Source organism: Williamsia sp. M5A3_1d (assembly GCF_053345315.1).
Map to the genome: position 1 here is coordinate 1463866 of NZ_JBKEZX010000001.1, position 16296 is coordinate 1480161.

Below are 16296 nucleotides of genomic sequence, written 5' to 3' on the forward strand. Positions count from 1 at the left end.
CGCGGCCCGGGGCGCAGGGAGTCAGTCGGCGGCCTTCGGCACCACGATCATCGGCGCGGTGGTGTCCCGAAGGATCCGCGACGCCGTCGAGCCGAGGAACGCGCGGCTGGGCGGACCCAGCCGTGCCGAGCCGACCGCGACGACATCGCCCTCACCCCAGCGCAATCCGTCGAGGGCGTCGGAGAGGGTGTCGCCGTCGGCGACCACCGACTCCACCGCGAGGGTCGACGGTGCGCGCCGTGTGGCCTCGTCGAGGATGTCGGTGGCTGCCGCGATGTGGCGGGCACGGGTCTCCACCGAGGTCTCGGAGTCCAGATCGCCGGCGTCGTCGAGAGACACCAGCGACACCAGCCGCATCGACAGGCCCGCCTCCTCGGCCAGGGAGAGCGCGAACGGGAGTGGGTTGTCGCTGCGACTCGTCGTCGGTACCGCGACGGTGATGGAGTCGAGGGTGACCTCGTCCCGCTCGGCGTATCCGCGGGGTGCCAGGGCCACCGGCAGTGGAGACCAGTGCACGAGCTCGGTGCTGATGGAGCCGAGGGTGTGCCTGCCCAACAGACCGTCGCGTGTCCCGCCGACCACGATCATCCGCGCGCCGGAGGCGTCCGCGAAGTCGATCAACCCCTCGGTGAACGACTCCGCGACCGGTGTGTGGATCTCCACCTCGACGTCGTCGGGGACGAGTTCGGCCCCCGCCGCCACCCATTCGCGGGCGCGTCGGATCAACATGTCCTGGTAGGCGGCGCGACCCGGTGTGCCGTCGGGCTCCTCCGACCGCACCACGCACACGAGGTCGATCCGGGCGCCGATGGCGCGCGCGAGGGCGACGGCCAGTGCGACACCGTCGTCGCCCGACGCGGTGGCCAGATAGCCGACGGTGATGCATGTCGTCGCCGTGGTGTCGACGGAGTGCGTTGCGTCAGTAGACATCGGGGACCTTCACCTCGGTGCCGGCGTTGAGGGAGCGTCCGCTGAAGAATTCGCGGCCACCCGCGACGCACAGCAACATCAACGGGATACCGAGAACCAGCATCCCGACGCCCAGGATGAACACCCCGCCGATCCCGCCGAACGATGTCGACCCGTAGTCGGGCTTGATCATGTCGATGGAGCTCTGCACGAACGCCCACGTCATGGCGAGTGCGCCGAGCAGCGGGAGGAGCCCCCGCATCAGGAAGTTCCGCAGCGAGGTGAACAGGGTCCGTCGGAAGTACCAGACGCAGGCGTAGGCGGTGATGCCGTAGTAGAAGGCGACCGCCAGCCCCAACGACGACACCGAGTCGCCGAGTGTGTCCTCGCTGGCCAGGGCGAGCACCAGGTAGAAGAACAGGGCGGCGCCACCCATGACCGCGGTGCCAAACGCCGGTGTCATGTACTTCGGGTGGATGCGCGCGAAGCGTCGGGGGAGCGCCTGGTAGACCGCCATCGACAGCGTGCCGCGCGCGGTGGGCAGGATCGTCGACTGTGTCGACGACAACGCCGAGATCGACACCGTCAGGAGCAGCAGTGACGACATGACCACTCCCGCAACGGGATCGCCGAGGATGGTGAGGACGTCGTCGGCGTTGTCGGGATTGTTGAGGCCGATGCCCGTCTCGCCGAAGCCGGCGAACGACTGCACGGCGTAGGCGACCAACACGTAGGTGCACACCAGGATCAACGTCGTCAGGACGGCCGCGCGGCCGGGGGTCTTCGTCGAGTCCTTCGTCTCCTCGCCCACGGCGAGACAGGCGTCCCAGCCCCAGTAGATGAAGATGCACAGGATGATCGCGGCCGCCAGCTGTGAGGAGGTCACCCCGCTCGGCCACAGCCAGTCCCAGCTCGGTGAGATCGCCTGCGGGCCGGCCTTGTCGAAGCCGACCTTGACCAGCGCGATGACGCTGGCCACGATCAGCACGCCGAACTGCACCGCGATCAAGATGTTCTGCATCCGCTCGCTGATGAGGATCCCGCGGATGCTGACCCAGGTCATCGCGATGATGAAGAAGCAGCCGACGCCTACCTTCACGAGAAGGTTGTCGGCCAGCGATTCGAGGCCCAGGAACTTGAAGAGGTAGATCGCGGCGATCTCGGCGACGTTGGCCAACACGATGATCGCCGACACCGCCAGACCCCAGCCACCCATCCACCCGATCCACGGGCCGAAGGCCTTCGTGGCCCAGGTGAAGGTGGTGCCACAGTCGGGTGTGTCCTCGCCGAGTTCCCGGTAGGCGAAGGCGATGAGCAGCATCGGGATGAAGGCGAGCACGAACATGGCCGGAGCCTTCGTGCCGACCTCGGCGACCACGTAGCCCAGGGTCGCGGCGAGGCTGTACGCCGGCGCCACGGCGGACAGTCCGATGACGACATTGCCGACGAGCCCCAGCGAACCGGCGCGCAGGCCCTTGTCGGACGCGGGGGCCGGGAGCATGGGCGACGGCTTCGATACTGCCATGGGGGCACAGTACGGTTTCGGTCGTGATCACGCGCGACAACGACGGAATAGTTTTCTGTGCGGTAACACAACGACTGATTCAGTCGTCTCACGAACGATGAGCAACGATTCCGTCCGGTCGAATCCGGCGCGGCTACTGTCTATGGGTGATCGATGCACTCGTCGAATGGCTGCTCGACCTCCCCCCGTGGGTCGCGTTGGGCATGGCCTTCCTGTTCCCCGCCCTCGAGGCGTCGGTCTTCGTCGGGGTGGTGGTGCCCGGGGAGATCGCGGTCCTCATCGCCGGTGTCATCGCCAACGGTGGCCGGCTCGAGCTCTGGGAAGTCCTCGTCGCCGCCACCGCCGGCGCGATCATCGGTGACTTCATCGGTTTCGAGGTGGGTCGCCGGTGGGGCGCCACCCTGCTCGCAAAGCTGCCCGAACGACTCGTGAAACCCGAGCACGTGGAGCGCGGTCGGGAGGCGTTGCGCAAGCGCGGTGCGATCGCCGTCCTGTTCGGTCGGTGGATCGCGGCACTGCGGGCGCTGATCCCGGGGTTGGCGGGGATGAGTGAGGTCCGGCTGCGGACCTTTGTGATCGCCAACGCCATCGGCGGGACCATCTGGGCCTGCGTGGTCGGCTCGCTCGGGTACATCGCAGGCAAGTCCTACAAGACGGTCGAGAAAGACCTCGGGTACACCTCGTACATCTTCATCGCGCTGTTCGTCGTCGCGGCGGCCGCGCTGTACGTCCGGCATCGGGTGCGGGCTCGCCGCGCCGCGCGGTCGGGTGTGCAGCCGACCGATCAGTCGAAGAGTATGACCTGACGGATCGCGGTCCCGTCGGCGAGCGCATCCATCGCCGAGTTGATGTCGCTCAGGCGGATTCGCGACGAGATCAATTTCTCCACCGGTAGCCGGCCTTCGCGCCACAGTTGCTCGTACACCGGGATGTCACGGGCCGGAACCGCCGAACCGAGGTAGCTGCCGACGATGGTGCGCGCGCCGGCGACGAGTCCGAGGGGCGCGATCGACGACCGCGCGTCGGGCGACGGCAGGCCCACGGTGACGGTGATCCCGCCGGGCGCAGTCGCCGCGACCGCCGTCTCGAACGCCTTCGCGTTGCCCGCCGCCTCGATGACGATCGGCGCGGTGATGCCCCGCTCGGCGACCTCGGCGGGGGAGTAGACCGCGGCCGCACCGGCCTCGGTCGCGGCGGCGAGCTTCTCGGGAAGGGAGTCGACGGCGATCACGTCGCCGGTCTCGAGTGACAGCGCGGTCAACACCGCGGCCATGCCGACGCCGCCGAGTCCGACCACCATCACCGACTGCCCGGGCTCGGGTCTGCCCGCGTTGATCACCGCGCCACCGCCGGTCAACACCGCGCACCCGAGGACCGCCGCGATCTCGGCGGGGACGTCGGCCCCGACGACGACGGCGGATCGACGGTCGACCACTGCGTGCGTGGCGAATCCGGACACACCGAGGTGGTGGTGCACCGTGGCCGCGGGGTCGTCCGGGTCGTGCAGCCGTCGGTCGCCCTCGAGGAGGGTGCCCGCGTTGTTCGCCGCAGAGCCGGGGCCGCACGGCAGTCGACCGTCGGTCGCGCATTCCGCGCATCCGCCGCAGCGTGGCAGGAACGCCATCACCACGCGGTCGCCGATCGCGACGTCGTCGACACCCTCACCGAGCGATTCCACGATGCCCGCCGCCTCGTGGCCCAGCGCCATCGGCAGCGGACGCAGGCGGTTGCCGTCGACGACCGACAGATCCGAGTGGCAGACGCCGGCCGCCTCGATGCGCACACCGATCTCGCCGGGACCGGGCTCGTCGAGATCGAGTTCGCGGACGACCATCGGGGTCGAGTCGGTGTAGGGCCGCGATCGGCCCGACTCCACCAGAACCGCTGCGTCGATCTTCATCGGTCGTCCTCGTCTCGTGCGTCGCTGTCGGGTGCGGTTGTGCGTGCACTGATGTCTGCGGTGGACAGCAGTGCGCGGATGTCGTCGGGGATGGGCACCGGTCGCCGGCTGGTGGTGTCGACGTAGACGTGGACCCAGCGGCCGCGGGCGGCGATCGTCGGCGCGGCACCGTCGGTGTCGGTCGGCCCGGCGAACAGTCCCAGGTCGTAGGTCACGCTCGACGAGCCCAGGCGCGACACCGCGATGGTGACGGTGACCGGTTCCGGGAACGCCACCGACGCGAAATACCGACATCCCGATTCCACGACCACACCCTGGGCGCTCGACGCCGTCGGGTCCACGCCCGTCGACTCGATGATCCAGGCGTTGATCGCGGTGTCGAAGAGTTGGTAGTAGACGGCGTTGTTGAGGTGGCCGTACATGTCGTTGTCGGCCCACCGCGTCGTCATCGGTCGTGCCACCGGGAAGTGCTCGAGTCCGGGTCGGTCGTCGCTCGTCACGTTCGGCGCCTCCTCGCTGTCCGACCGGGTCGGCGACCCCGGGGTGATCGGGGTCGATTTCCACGCCGTCACCGGTGATGGGACCATGTGCGGTGATGAATCCGCCACCGACACCCGCCACCGATCTCGAGCCCGAGGATATCGGTTCCCGGATCGACCCCGTCCTCGCCCGTAGTTGGCTGCTGGTCAACGGCATCGCCGCCGACCGATTCCAGGCCGCGTCGCACTCGCGCGCCGACATCGTCGTGCTCGACATCGAGGACGCCGTCGCCCCGAAGGACAAGGTCGCCGCACGCGACAACGTCGTGGCGTGGCTCGAGGCCGGCAACCGCGACTGGGTGCGGGTCAACGGGTTCGGCACCCAGTGGTGGGAGGCCGATCTCGCGGCGCTGCACGGTGTGGGTGACAACCTCGGCGGGGTGATGCTCGCGATGGTCGAGTCGGTCGACCACGTCACCGAGACCGCCAAGAAGCTGCCGGGCATCCCGATCGTCGCGTTGGTCGAGACGGCCCGCGGTCTCGAACGGATCGGTGAGATCGCCTCGGCGAAGGGCACGTTCCGCCTCGCTTTCGGCATCGGTGATTTTCGCCGCGACACCGGGTTCGGCGAGCAACCGGCGACACTCGCCTACGCGCGTTCGCGTTTCACGATCGCGGCGAAGGCGGCGCACCTGCCGAGCGCCATCGACGGCCCCACCGTTGGATCGTCGGCATTGAAGCTCAGCGAGGCCACCGCCGTCAGCCGCGAGTTCGGGATGACCGGGAAGATCTGTCTGAGCCCCGATCAGTGCGCGTCGGTCAACGAGGGACTGTCGCCGTCGCAGGAGGAGATCGCTTGGGCGCGTGAGTTCTTCAGCGAGTTCGAGCGCGACGGCGGCGAGATCCGCAACGGTTCGGATCTGCCGCGTATCGCCCGTGCGACCAAGATCATCGACCTCGCGCGGTCGTACGGCATCGAGGTGCACGCCGAGTACGACGACCCCGATCACGCTCCCGCGCCCTCGGACACCTACCACTACTGAGACGTCCGCGCGGTAGGCAATCCCGACCGGTCAGCCGATGTCGATCACCGCGGTGTCCCCGGCCGCGACGGTGACGACGATCGGCGCGTTCGCGTCGGCGAGGCGCCGGCCCGTCCACACGTCGGTGGCGGCTCCGTGCGCGTCGAGGCCGGCCCGGTCGATCGTGACGGTGTGCGCGACCGGCGAGGGGTTGGTGACGGAGACGACCACCGAGCCGTCGGCCATCTGTCGTCGTCGCGTCCAGCCGTCGGCCGACACCGCTCGTGCGGGTGCACCGGCGTCCTGATCGATGGCCAGGATCCCCGACGTGGCCAACAGCGCCCGGGTTCGCGTGTCCATCCGGGTCATGTCGTTGCCGGCGATCAAGGGCGACCCCGCCATGGACCACAGGGCGAGATGCGAACGTTGCTGTGCTGCGGTGAGTTCGGTGCCCACACCGATCTCGAGCATGTCGAGGTCGAGCCACCGGCCGGCACGCACATCGGCCGACGCGCTCGCCGACACCCCGGCGATGTCGAGGACCCCCTGATACCCGTTCGGTCCGTTGCCGCTGCGCCACTGCGCGCTGATGTCGTTGGTGAGTCGTGTCATCGTCGCGACACCACCCCAGTCGTGGGCCGCTCCGGGCACCGAGGTCGCGTCGGCGTCGGTGGGCAGCACGATCCCGCTGTTGGGGTTGATGCTGTAGACCATCGGCCGTCCGGTTGCGCGGATCGCGTCGCGCATGGCCACGAAGGCGTCGCGCTGATCGTTCGTATCGGATTCCGGCGAACACCAGTCGTACTTCACGTAGTCGACGCCCCACGACGCGAACGTCGCGGCGTCGGTCGACTCGTGGCCGCGGCTGCCCGTGGCGCCGGGATACGTTCCCGACAACTGCGCGCAGGTGCGATCGGTCGCGCCGGCGTAGATCCCGAACCGGAGTCCGCGCGCGTGCAGATAGGCCCCGAGGGCGGCCATACCCGACGGGAACCGCGCCGACGACGCCGTCAACCGGCCCTGTGCGTCGCGCGTCGGGTTGTACCAGCAGTCGTCGACGACGACGTAGCGGTAGCCCGCGGCGGCGAGTCCTGACGACACCAGAGCATCGGCCTGAGCGCGGATCGTCGCCTCGTCGATGTCACACCCGAAGGTGTTCCAGCTGTTCCAGCCCATCGGAGGTGTGGCCGCGACGCCCGCGATGGCGGGAGCCGTGCCGCCGAGGTCGTGGGGGAGTGCGGCCGCGCACCCGGACAGCAAGGTCGCCGTCACCGCGAACGCCGAGACGGCGCGACGAGTGCGGTGGGTGGTCATCGCCTGCGAGTGTAGGAAGCCGACCTGGCAACCGACTGCGGTGCGACTGTGCGGCCTCTTATAGCGTGATCATGTCCACCGCGGACGGGGCGACGTAGACGAGGGGTGTGCGTGTTCAAACGGCTCGACGCCCTGCAGCGCCGAAACCGCGGTGTGGGTTTCGTCTTCGCGGTCATCTACAAGTTCGTCGACGATCAGGGCGGCTATCTGGCGGCACTGGTCACGTACTACGCCTTTCTGTCGCTGTTCCCGTTGCTGCTGCTCTCGACGACCATCCTCGGTTTCGTCCTCGCGGGGGATCCGGGGCTCCAGGAGCGGCTGCTCAACTCGGCGCTGGGTGAGTTCCCCATCATCGGTGACCAGCTCGGTGAGCCACGCCGTCTCGGCGGCGGTTCGACCGGCGTGATCATCGGTGTGATCGGCGCCCTCTACGGTGCGTCGGGTATCGGGCAGGCCACGCAGAACGCCATGAACACGGTGTGGGCGGTGCCGCGCAACAGTCGCCCCAACCCGTTCCTGGCCCGCGTCCGCAGTGTGCGCCTGCTGCTGGTGTTGGTCGTCGCTCTGGCCGGCACCACGACGTTGTCGTTGCTGGGCAACATCTTCGACTCGCTCGGGTCGGTGTGGACCGCGGTCTCCATGGTCGCGGCCGTGGTCATCAACGCGGTGGTGTTCGCCTACGGGTACCGCATCGGGACCTCGCGCGACCTGACGATGCGGCAGGTGCTCCCGGGTGCGACGGTGATGGCGGTGGTGTGGCAGCTCCTGCAGACGTTCGGCGCCTATTACGTGGAGCGGGTGGTCCGCAACGCCAGCGCCACCAACAGTGTCTTCGCGGTGGTGCTGGGCCTCATGGCCTTTCTCTACCTCACCGCGATCTCGGTGGTGTTCACCGCCGAGATCAACAGCGTGCGCGTCGATCGGCTCTACCCGCGCGCCCTGCTGACCCCGTTCACCGACGACGTCGTGCTCACCCGCGGTGATCGCCGCGCCTACACCAACCAGGCCAAGGCGCAGCGCGCCAAGGGTTTCGAGCAGATCGACGTCACGTTCGACAAGCGGACGAGAACCGAGACCGATGACGGCGATTCGGCGTGACGTCGGGAACGGTCGACGCGTCGAACCGACGCCGGAGACACGAGATCCCGGTCGACCTGATCGGTCGCCGGGATCTCGTGAGCGTCGAGAGGTCTAGCGCGAGAACATCAGCGCGCGCTTGACTTCCTGGATCGCCTGGGTGACCTGGATGCCGCGGGGGCATGCGTCGGTGCAGTTGAAGGTGGTGCGGCAACGCCACACGCCGTCGACGTCGTTGAGGATGTCGAGACGCTCGGCGGCGCCCTCGTCGCGGCTGTCGAAGATGAACCGGTGTGCATTGACGATGGCGGCGGGACCGAAGTAGCTGCCCTCGTTCCAGAACACCGGGCAGCTCGTGGTGCAGCACGCACACAGGATGCACTTGGTGGTGTCGTCGAACCGGGCGCGATCGGTCTGGCTCTGGATCCGTTCACGGGTGGGCTCGTTGCCGCTGGTCATCAGGAACGGCTTCACGGCGCGGTAGGCGTCGAAGAACGGCTCCATGTCGACGATGAGGTCCTTCTCGACCGGCAGGCCACGGATCGGCTCGACGGTGATGGTGACCTCTTTGCCCTCCTTGAAGGCGCCGTCGGAGTCTGTCGGCAGCATGTCCTTCATCAGGAGCTTGCAGGCCAACCGGTTCACGCCGTTGATCCGCATCGCGTCGCTGCCGCAGACACCGTGGGCGCAGCTCCGACGGAACGTCAGCGTCCCGTCGAGGTAGCCCTTCACGTACAGCAGCAGGTTGAGCATGCGGTCGGTCGGCAGTGCCGGCACGCGAAAGCTCTCCCAGCCGTGCGCATCCGGGTTCTCCGGATCGAAGCGGGCGATCTTCAAGGTCACCATCGTCGCCTCGTCGGGGACAGGTGGCAACGGCGGATCGTCGGACGCGGGGGTCTTCGAGACCTCGGGTGCGATGGTCATCAGTACTTGCGCTCCATCGGTTCGTAGCGGGTCTGCACCACGGGCTTCCAGCCCAGCTCGATGTCGGAGAGCAGCTCGGTGCCCTTCTTGTAGGCCATCGTGTGGCGCATGTAGTTGGTGTCGTCGCGATCGGGGTAGTCCTCGCGGGCGTGACCGCCGCGCGACTCCTTGCGGTTGAGCGCACCGACGACGGTGACCTCGGCCATCTCCAGCAGGAAACCGAGCTCGATGGCCTCGAGCAGGTCACTGTTGTAGCGGGTGCCCTTGTCGTGCACCCGGATGTGGTTGTACCGCTCCTTGAGACCGTGGATGTCGGTCATCGCCTGCTTCAGCGTCTCCTCGGTGCGGAACACCGATGCGTTGGCGTCCATCGACGCCTGCAGCTCGGTGCGGATGTCGGCGACACGCTCGTGACCGTGCTCGGACAGCACCAGCTCGAGCCAGTTGTCGACCATCGAGGTGGGGTTCTCCGGCAGCGCGACGAACTCGGCGTTCTCGGCGTACTCCGAGGCGTAGATGCCCGCGCGGCGTCCGAACACGTTGATGTCGAGCAGCGAGTTGGTGCCCAGGCGGTTGGCGCCGTGCACCGACACGCACGCACACTCACCGGCGGCGTAGAGACCCTTCACCACGGTGTCGGGGTCGGAGAGGACCTCGCCGCGGATGTTGGTCGGGATGCCGCCCATCGCGTAGTGACACGTCGGGAACACCGGCACGTATTCGGTGACCGGGTCGACACCGAGGTAGGTACGGGCGAACTCGGTGATGTCGGGGAGCTTCTCCTCGAGCACCTCGGCACCGAGATGGGTCACGTCGATGTAGACGTAGTCCTTGTTCGGTCCGGCACCGCGGCCCTCGAGGACCTCGAGGACCATCGACCGCGCGACGATGTCGCGGGGCGCGAGGTCCTTGATGGTGGGGGCGTAGCGCTCCATGAACCGCTCGCCGTCGGCGTTGCGGAGGATGCCGCCCTCACCGCGGACGGCCTCGGAGATGAGGATGCCCAGACCCGCGAGGCCTGTCGGGTGGAACTGGTGGAACTCCATGTCCTCCAGCGGCAGGCCCTTGCGGAAGACGATGCCCATGCCGTCACCGGTGAGGGTGTGGGCGTTCGACGTCGTCTTGTACATGCGGCCGGAACCGCCGGTGGCGAGGATGACCGACTTCGCGTGGAAGACGTGGATCTCTCCGGTGGCCAGCTCGTAGGCGACGACGCCGGTGGCGACCTGCTCGCCGGCCTCGTTCTCCGACAGGCACAGGTCGAGTGCGTAGAACTCGTTGAAGAACTCGACATCGTTCTTGACGCAGTTCTGGTACAGCGTCTGCAGGATCATGTGGCCGGTGCGGTCGGCGGCGTAGCAGGACCGACGGACCGGGCTCTTGCCGTGGTCACGGGTGTGCCCACCGAAGCGGCGCTGGTCGATCTTGCCCTCGGGGGTGCGGTTGAACGGCAGCCCCATCTTCTCGAGATCGAGGACGGCGTCGATCGCCTCCTTGCACATGATCTCCACCGCGTCCTGGTCGGCGATGTAGTCGCCGCCCTTGACGGTGTCGAACGTGTGCCACTCCCAGTTGTCCTCCTCGACGTTGGCCAGCGCGGCACACATGCCGCCCTGAGCCGCGCCGGTATGGCTACGGGTGGGGTAGAGCTTGGTGAGCACGGCGGTCCGCGCGCGCGGTCCGGCCTCGATGGCTGCGCGCATACCCGCGCCACCTGCGCCGACGATCAGGACGTCGTAGCGATGTTCCTGCATGATGTGTTCCCCTCTGGGACCGATGGCTGGTGGGTGGAGAGCGGGCTGCTAGACCGAGCTCGCGTCGAAGGTCAGGATCGCGTAGGTGCCGAGTCCGACGGTCAGGATCATCGACAGCGCGAGGACCACGTTCAGCCAGAAGCGGGTGGAGTCCTTACGCGAGTAGTCGGCGATCACGGTGCGCACGCCGTTGCCGCCGTGCAGCTGGGCGAGCCACAGCATGCTGAGGTCCCAGATCTGCCAGAACGGCTGGCTCCACCGCTGCGCGACGAACGAGGCGTCGATGCGGTGGACGCCGCTGTCGAGCGTCAACATGATCGTCATGTGACCGAGCGTGAGGAAGATCAGCGCGATACCCGAGAAGCGCATGAACAGCCATGCGTTCTTCTCGAAGTTGCCGCTCTTCGGGCGCCGCGGCGAACGCGGGTTGTCGAGGCTGGCGGGGCGGTCGTGAGCGGTACCGACCGTCTTGGCGAGCTTGGGTGCTTCTGAGGTGGTCATCGGTGTCCTCCCCTCCTATGCGTGATCGATCAGGATCGCGAGCAGCCGGACGGCGGCGGCGGCGAAGACGACGAAGAAGATGCCGAGGATCGTCCAGAGCATCTGACGCTGGTAGCGCGGACCCTTCGACCAGAAGTCGACCAGGATGATCCGCACGCCGTTGAGCGCGTGGTAGAGCACGCAGGCGACGAGCCCGATCTCCATGAGGCCGATGATCGGCGACTTGTAGGTGTCGATGATCTGCGTGTACGTGTCCGGGTTGACCCGGATCATCGCGGTGTCCAGGACATGGACGAAGAGGAAGAAGAAGATCGAGACGCCGGTGATGCGGTGCAGGACCCAGGACCACATGCCAGGATCGCCTCGGTACAGGGAGCGGCGGCGGATCGGGTCCGGCGCTACCTCGGTCTGAGTACTCATTGAACGGCCTCCAACATCGGCGGTGGATGCGATGAACCCGGCGTGCTCCGGCTCGATCGTCGACCTACCTCATCGACTTTAAACCTAAGCTGACGGCGGTAAGAATCGGTATGAGTCCAAGCGCGAACGGCGATGTTCGTGAATAAGGCTTGCCTTACTTGAATTTCGGCGTCGGGAGTCGTCCCGGACGCCGCGCGAAGGCCGGACGGGGAGGGCCCACGGTGACCGCCGAAATCGACTGGAACCTGTTGCGTACGAAGGCGAAAGACGTCATGCACACGGCGTACGCGCCCTATTCGGACTACCCGGTCGGGGCAGCCGCACTCACGTCCGACGGACGTTTCGTCGTCGGATGCAATGTGGAGAATGTCTCATACGGTCTCGGCATCTGCGCGGAGTGTTCCCTGGCCGCGGACCTGCACCGGACCGGTGGCGGTCGTCTGAGAGCCGTCAGCGTGGTCGATCGGCGCGGTCAGATCCTCATGCCCTGCGGTCGCTGCCGGCAGATCCTGCTCGAGCACGGCGGGGGCGATCTCCTCGTCGACCACCGCGCGGGACCTCGTCCGTTGGCCACCTTGCTGCCCGACGCGTTCGGCCCCGACGACCTGTCGGCCGGCCGCGCGACCGACCCGGCGACGGAGTCATGACGGTCCCCGACGCGGTGACTGTGATCGCGGCCAAACGTGACGGGCGCTCCCTGACCGACGAGCAGATCGACTGGGTCGTCGACGCCTTCACGACGGGCGCGGTCGCCGACGAGCAGATGTCGGCGCTCGCGATGGCGATCCTCCTGCGCGGGATGGACCGCCGCGAGGTCGCGCGGTGGACCGCGGCGATGATCGCCTCGGGCGACCGGATGGACTTCTCGGGTCTGAGGCGGGGCGATCGCACCGTGCCGACCGTGGACAAGCATTCGACCGGGGGTGTGGGGGACAAGATCACCCTCCCGCTGGCGCCGTTGGTCGCCTCCTACGGCGTGGCGGTGCCGCAGCTGTCCGGCCGGGGTCTCGGTCACACCGGCGGCACCCTCGACAAGCTCGAGGCGATACCCGGCTGGCGGGCGGACCTCACCACCGAGGAGATGATGACCCAGCTGCGCGACGTCGGCGCCGTCGTCTGCGCGGCGGGTGCGGGTCTCGCGCCGGCCGACAAGAAGCTCTACGCGTTGCGAGACGTCACGGGCACCGTCGAGTCGATCCCTCTGATCGCCTCGTCGATCATGAGCAAGAAGATCGCCGAGGGCACCGGCGCCCTGGTCCTCGACGTGAAGGTCGGCACCGGTGCGTTCATGAAGACCCTCGACGATGCCCGGGAGCTCGCACAGACCATGGTCGCGCTCGGCGCCGACTCGGGTGTTGCGACGGTGGCCCTGCTGACGGCCATGTCGACTCCGCTGGGACGGACCGCAGGGAACGCTCTCGAGGTCGAGGAGTCGCTGGAGGTGCTCGCCGGCGGTGGACCGGCGGATGTCGTCGAGCTGACCGTCACCCTCGCGCGGGAGATGCTCGCGGCGGCCGGAGTCGACGCCGATCCCGCAGAACACCTGGGCAACGGGCGGGCGATGGACAGCTGGCGGTCGATGATCGCGGCGCAGGGCGGCGATCCCGACGCCCCGCTGCCGATCGCTCAGCACACCGAGGACGTGCGCGCCGTCGACGACGGCGTCGTGACACGGCTCGACGCGATGGCCGTCGGGCTGGCCGCCTGGCGCCTCGGGGCCGGTCGCGCACGCCAGGGTGCGCCCGTGCAGGCCGAGGCCGGGGTGCGCTGGCACGTGGTACCCGGTGATCGTGTCCGGCGCGGCCAACCGATCATGACCTTGGCGACGCAGACCCCCGAGCGTCTCGACGCCGCACGCGCCGCCCTCGTCGACGCCGTCGACATCGATCCCGCGGGCACCGACGACAGCGATGCGATGTCGGCCACGATCGGCGGGCCCCTGATCATCGAGCGGGTTACCGTCGGGTCATGACCGCCGCCGCAGACCCGTCGTCCCCGTCCACCCCCGCCGCGTTGGATCTGTCGTCGGTGGCGCTCGCCCCGAAGGTGTTGTTGCACGACCATCTCGACGGCGGTCTGCGCCCGGCCACGGTCCTCGAACTCGCCCACGAGGTCGGCTACACCGAGCTGCCCGCCGACGACGCCGACGGACTCGCCCGTTGGTTCCGTGAGTCCGCCGACAGTGGGTCGCTGGTGCGTTACCTCGAGACCTTCACCCACACGGTCGCGGTGATGCAGACCGCCCCGGCACTGCGGCGCGTGGCTCGCGAGTGCGCGCTCGACCTCGCTGTGGACGGCGTCGTCTACGCCGAGATCCGTTTCGCCCCCGAGCAGCACCTGACCACAGGATTGAGCCTCGACGAGGTGGTCGAGGCCGTCCTCGACGGATTCGCCGAGGGCGCCGCGCAGGCGACCGAGGCCGGTCGCCGCATCGAGGTCCGCTGCCTCGTCACCGCCATGCGTCACGCCGCGCGCTCGCGGGAGATCGCCGAACTGGCCGTGCGGTTCCGCGACCGCGGCGTGGTCGGTTTCGACATCGCCGGCGCCGAGGCCGGCTATCCGCCGAGTCGACACCTCGACGCCTTCGAGTACATGCGCGCCAACAATGCGCCGTTCACGATCCACGCGGGCGAGGCCTTCGGCCTGCCCTCCATCCACGAGGCGATCAGCTTCTGCGGCACGGATCGGCTGGGACACGGCGTGCGGGTGATCGATGACATCACGCTGCCCACCGGTACCGATCTGGCCGCCCACGAGTTCGCCGACGCGGAACTGGGCGTCATCGCGAACTACGTGCGTGACAAGCGCATCCCACTGGAATTGTGCCCGAGCTCGAACGTGCAGACCGGCGCGGTGGCGAGTATCGCCGAGCACCCGTTCAACGTGCTGGCGCGTCTGCGATTCCGCGTGACGGTCAACACCGACAACCGACTGATGAGCGACACGTCGATGAGCAAGGAGTTCATCACGCTGCACAACCAGTTCGGTTACGGCTGGGCCGATTTCGAGCGCTTCACCGTCAACGCGATGAAGTCGGCGTTCGTGCACTTCGACGAGCGTCTCGCGCTCATCGACGATGTGATCAAGCCCGGCTACGCGGTGCTGATCGGCTGACCGACCCCGAGGACGGGACCGGTCACTTCACGGTGAGACGGTCCTCGAGTTCGTGCACCAGTGCGCGCCAGGCCTCGGACTCGTTGTCGAACGGCCCGCTGGGTGCCAGGCGCTTCGGGTCGGGATTGATCGCGTAGCTGACGAACCACCCGAGCGGGGTGGTCGAGCCGAGTGCCTCGGACACCGAGTCGTCGTCGGCGAAGTCGGCTGCGTCGGTGAGCAGTTCGACGGCGAGCTCGAGCTGCTTGCGATCGATCCGGCGTGGTCCGTCGCTGATGTCCTCGGCGAGGCCGGGGAGCACGTAGACGTTCTCGTCGAAGACATCGACCTCGAGTGATCCGTCGGTGGCGGCCACCTGGATCTCCGGATACGTGCTCACCTCCGACAGCTCGTGGTCGTCGTTGTCGGCGAGGTAGCGCACCAGCGCGCGCTCGGACGTGAAGACGTAGATCGATCCGTCCTTGCCCAGGAAGATCGGGTCGTCACCGAGGTAGCAGCGCAGCGTGACGTACTCCGAGGCGTCGGTGACGATGCGGATCGGGTCGATGCCCACCCCGGCCCAGAAGTCGTCCTCGAGATCGTCATCGTCCTCGTCGACCTCTGCGGCAGCGGCGTGGCGGCCGCGCGACGGTGACTCGTCGGAATCCTCACCGGGCGCGACGATCTCGACATCGTCGTCCTCGCCGGGTTCGTCCTCGTCCTCGGCGCTCGCCGCCGCCTCGAGCTCGGCTTCGGCGACCGACACCGCCGACGGGTCGACATCCGGTGTCGAGATCACGTCGTCGATGGCGTCGACGACGTCGTCCCAGTGCTTGTCGATGAGGCCGCCGATGCGCCCCCACAGCTCCTGGCCTTCCTTGCCGATGAAGTTGCGCGTGCCGGTGGTGACCGCACCCAGGATCGGGTTGCCGTTGAAGAACTTCGTGACGGTGGTGAGTTCACAGACCTCACCGATGATGCGCACGATCTCGAGGACGTCCTCGAGTTCGGCGATCACCTCGGGCGAGGGATCCTCGGACGCGAGTTCGGGGACTCCGATCAGGTCGTAGGACTTGTCCTCGGCGGGCACCAGCTCTTCCGCCTGCAGGCCGACCACGGTCTCCCAGGCGGGGTGTTCGACGAGATCGTTGTCGTCGTTGGTGCGGATGAACGCCACGAGGTGGGCGACATCGCCGAATCCGTAGAGGTCCTCGTCGAGCCCGAGGAAGGCCTCCCACTCGTCATCACCCTCACGCCACCGAGGCGCCCACAGGGTGAAGGCGTTCCCGTCGGTCAATCCGAGTTCGATCGGTACGATGTCTCCGGCCATGGGAACGAAGCCTAGCCACCGATTCTGATGAGTGACCACGTGCCCTGG

The 16296-nt window shown here is 67.9% G+C and carries 16 protein-coding genes; 6 read left to right on the plus strand and 10 right to left on the minus strand.

Going from position 1 to position 16296, the window contains the following annotated elements:
• Positions 1-21: 21 nt before the first annotated feature.
• Together ACLBW1_RS06850 and ACLBW1_RS06855 are read right to left on the minus strand one after the other, a co-directional pair.
• Positions 22-930, minus strand: a complete 909-nt coding sequence (locus tag ACLBW1_RS06850; protein WP_447810887.1) for a universal stress protein — start codon at positions 928-930, stop codon at positions 22-24.
• Positions 920-2434 (minus strand): APC family permease, encoded by a 1515-nt coding sequence (locus ACLBW1_RS06855; protein WP_447810889.1) that lies wholly within the window; start codon positions 2432-2434, stop codon positions 920-922. Before ACLBW1_RS06855 ends, ACLBW1_RS06850 begins: the two co-directional genes overlap by 11 nt.
• Positions 2435-2580: 146 nt before the next feature.
• Here ACLBW1_RS06855 and ACLBW1_RS06860 point away from each other — a divergent pair, with 146 nt between their 5' ends.
• Positions 2581-3240 (plus strand): DedA family protein, encoded by a 660-nt coding sequence (locus tag ACLBW1_RS06860; protein WP_447810890.1) that lies wholly within the window; start codon positions 2581-2583, stop codon positions 3238-3240.
• Here ACLBW1_RS06860 and ACLBW1_RS06865 read toward each other — a convergent pair.
• Both ACLBW1_RS06865 and ACLBW1_RS06870 read right to left on the minus strand, forming a co-directional pair.
• The gene (locus tag ACLBW1_RS06865) at positions 3219-4334 is read right to left on the minus strand and encodes an alcohol dehydrogenase catalytic domain-containing protein (protein WP_447810891.1); all 1116 of its coding nucleotides are present in this window, start codon (positions 4332-4334) and stop codon (positions 3219-3221) included. The two genes, ACLBW1_RS06860 and ACLBW1_RS06865, sit on opposite strands and share 22 nt — an antisense overlap.
• On the minus strand, positions 4331-4783 hold the full coding sequence (locus ACLBW1_RS06870) for an acyl-CoA thioesterase (RefSeq protein ID WP_447811178.1): 453 nt from the start codon (positions 4781-4783) through the stop codon (positions 4331-4333). The genes ACLBW1_RS06865 and ACLBW1_RS06870 overlap by 4 nt, the downstream gene beginning before the upstream one ends.
• A gap of 146 nt (positions 4784-4929) precedes the next feature.
• On the opposite strand from ACLBW1_RS06870, the gene ACLBW1_RS06875 reads away from it, so the two are divergent.
• The gene (locus ACLBW1_RS06875; protein WP_447810892.1) at positions 4930-5856 is read left to right on the plus strand and encodes an HpcH/HpaI aldolase/citrate lyase family protein; all 927 of its coding nucleotides are present in this window, start codon (positions 4930-4932) and stop codon (positions 5854-5856) included.
• Positions 5857-5886: 30 nt separating this feature from the next.
• Here ACLBW1_RS06875 and ACLBW1_RS06880 read toward each other — a convergent pair whose 3' ends face one another.
• Positions 5887-7149: a glycoside hydrolase family 27 protein gene (locus tag ACLBW1_RS06880; protein ID WP_447810893.1), complete on the minus strand. Its 1263-nt coding sequence runs from the start codon at positions 7147-7149 to the stop codon at positions 5887-5889.
• 111 nt (positions 7150-7260) lie between these two features.
• Here ACLBW1_RS06880 and ACLBW1_RS06885 point away from each other — a divergent pair, with 111 nt between their 5' ends.
• Positions 7261-8247 carry a YihY/virulence factor BrkB family protein gene (locus tag ACLBW1_RS06885; RefSeq protein ID WP_447810894.1) on the plus strand — a complete coding sequence of 329 codons (987 nt, stop codon included), beginning with the start codon at positions 7261-7263 and terminating at the stop codon, positions 8245-8247.
• Between the two features lie 93 nt (positions 8248-8340).
• Here ACLBW1_RS06885 and ACLBW1_RS06890 read toward each other — a convergent pair whose 3' ends face one another.
• The 4 genes from ACLBW1_RS06890 to sdhC are packed head-to-tail and all read right to left on the minus strand — an operon-like array spanning position 8341 to position 11825.
• Positions 8341-9150 carry a succinate dehydrogenase iron-sulfur subunit gene (locus tag ACLBW1_RS06890; RefSeq protein ID WP_447810895.1) on the minus strand — a complete coding sequence of 270 codons (810 nt, stop codon included), beginning with the start codon at positions 9148-9150 and terminating at the stop codon, positions 8341-8343.
• Entirely contained in the window at positions 9150-10904 is a 1755-nt protein-coding gene (sdhA, locus tag ACLBW1_RS06895; protein ID WP_447810896.1) for a succinate dehydrogenase flavoprotein subunit, read from the minus strand. The genes ACLBW1_RS06890 and sdhA overlap by 1 nt, the downstream gene beginning before the upstream one ends.
• A gap of 48 nt (positions 10905-10952) precedes the next feature.
• Positions 10953-11405, minus strand: coding sequence for a succinate dehydrogenase hydrophobic membrane anchor subunit (locus ACLBW1_RS06900; protein ID WP_434215780.1), 453 nt, complete (start codon positions 11403-11405; stop codon positions 10953-10955).
• Positions 11406-11420: 15 nt separating this feature from the next.
• Entirely contained in the window at positions 11421-11825 is a 405-nt protein-coding gene (gene sdhC, locus ACLBW1_RS06905) for a succinate dehydrogenase, cytochrome b556 subunit (protein WP_447810897.1), read from the minus strand.
• Between the two features lie 221 nt (positions 11826-12046).
• Between sdhC and ACLBW1_RS06910 the strand changes: the two genes are divergently transcribed.
• From ACLBW1_RS06910 to ACLBW1_RS06920, 3 genes are read left to right on the plus strand one after another with little or no spacing between them, the layout of a single operon-like run.
• A complete protein-coding gene (locus ACLBW1_RS06910) occupies positions 12047-12472 on the plus strand; it encodes a cytidine deaminase (RefSeq protein ID WP_447810898.1) in 426 nt (141 codons plus the stop codon).
• Positions 12469-13797 carry a thymidine phosphorylase gene (locus ACLBW1_RS06915; RefSeq protein WP_447810899.1) on the plus strand — a complete coding sequence of 443 codons (1329 nt, stop codon included), beginning with the start codon at positions 12469-12471 and terminating at the stop codon, positions 13795-13797. Before ACLBW1_RS06910 ends, ACLBW1_RS06915 begins: the two co-directional genes overlap by 4 nt.
• Complete coding sequence (locus ACLBW1_RS06920; protein WP_447810900.1) at positions 13794-14939, plus strand: adenosine deaminase; 1146 nt, start codon at positions 13794-13796, stop codon at positions 14937-14939. The genes ACLBW1_RS06915 and ACLBW1_RS06920 overlap by 4 nt, the downstream gene beginning before the upstream one ends.
• 22 nt (positions 14940-14961) lie before the next feature.
• On the opposite strand, the gene ACLBW1_RS06925 is transcribed toward ACLBW1_RS06920, so the two are convergent.
• Entirely contained in the window at positions 14962-16248 is a 1287-nt protein-coding gene (locus ACLBW1_RS06925; protein WP_447810901.1) for a primosomal protein, read from the minus strand.
• Positions 16249-16296: the final 48 nt, after the last annotated feature.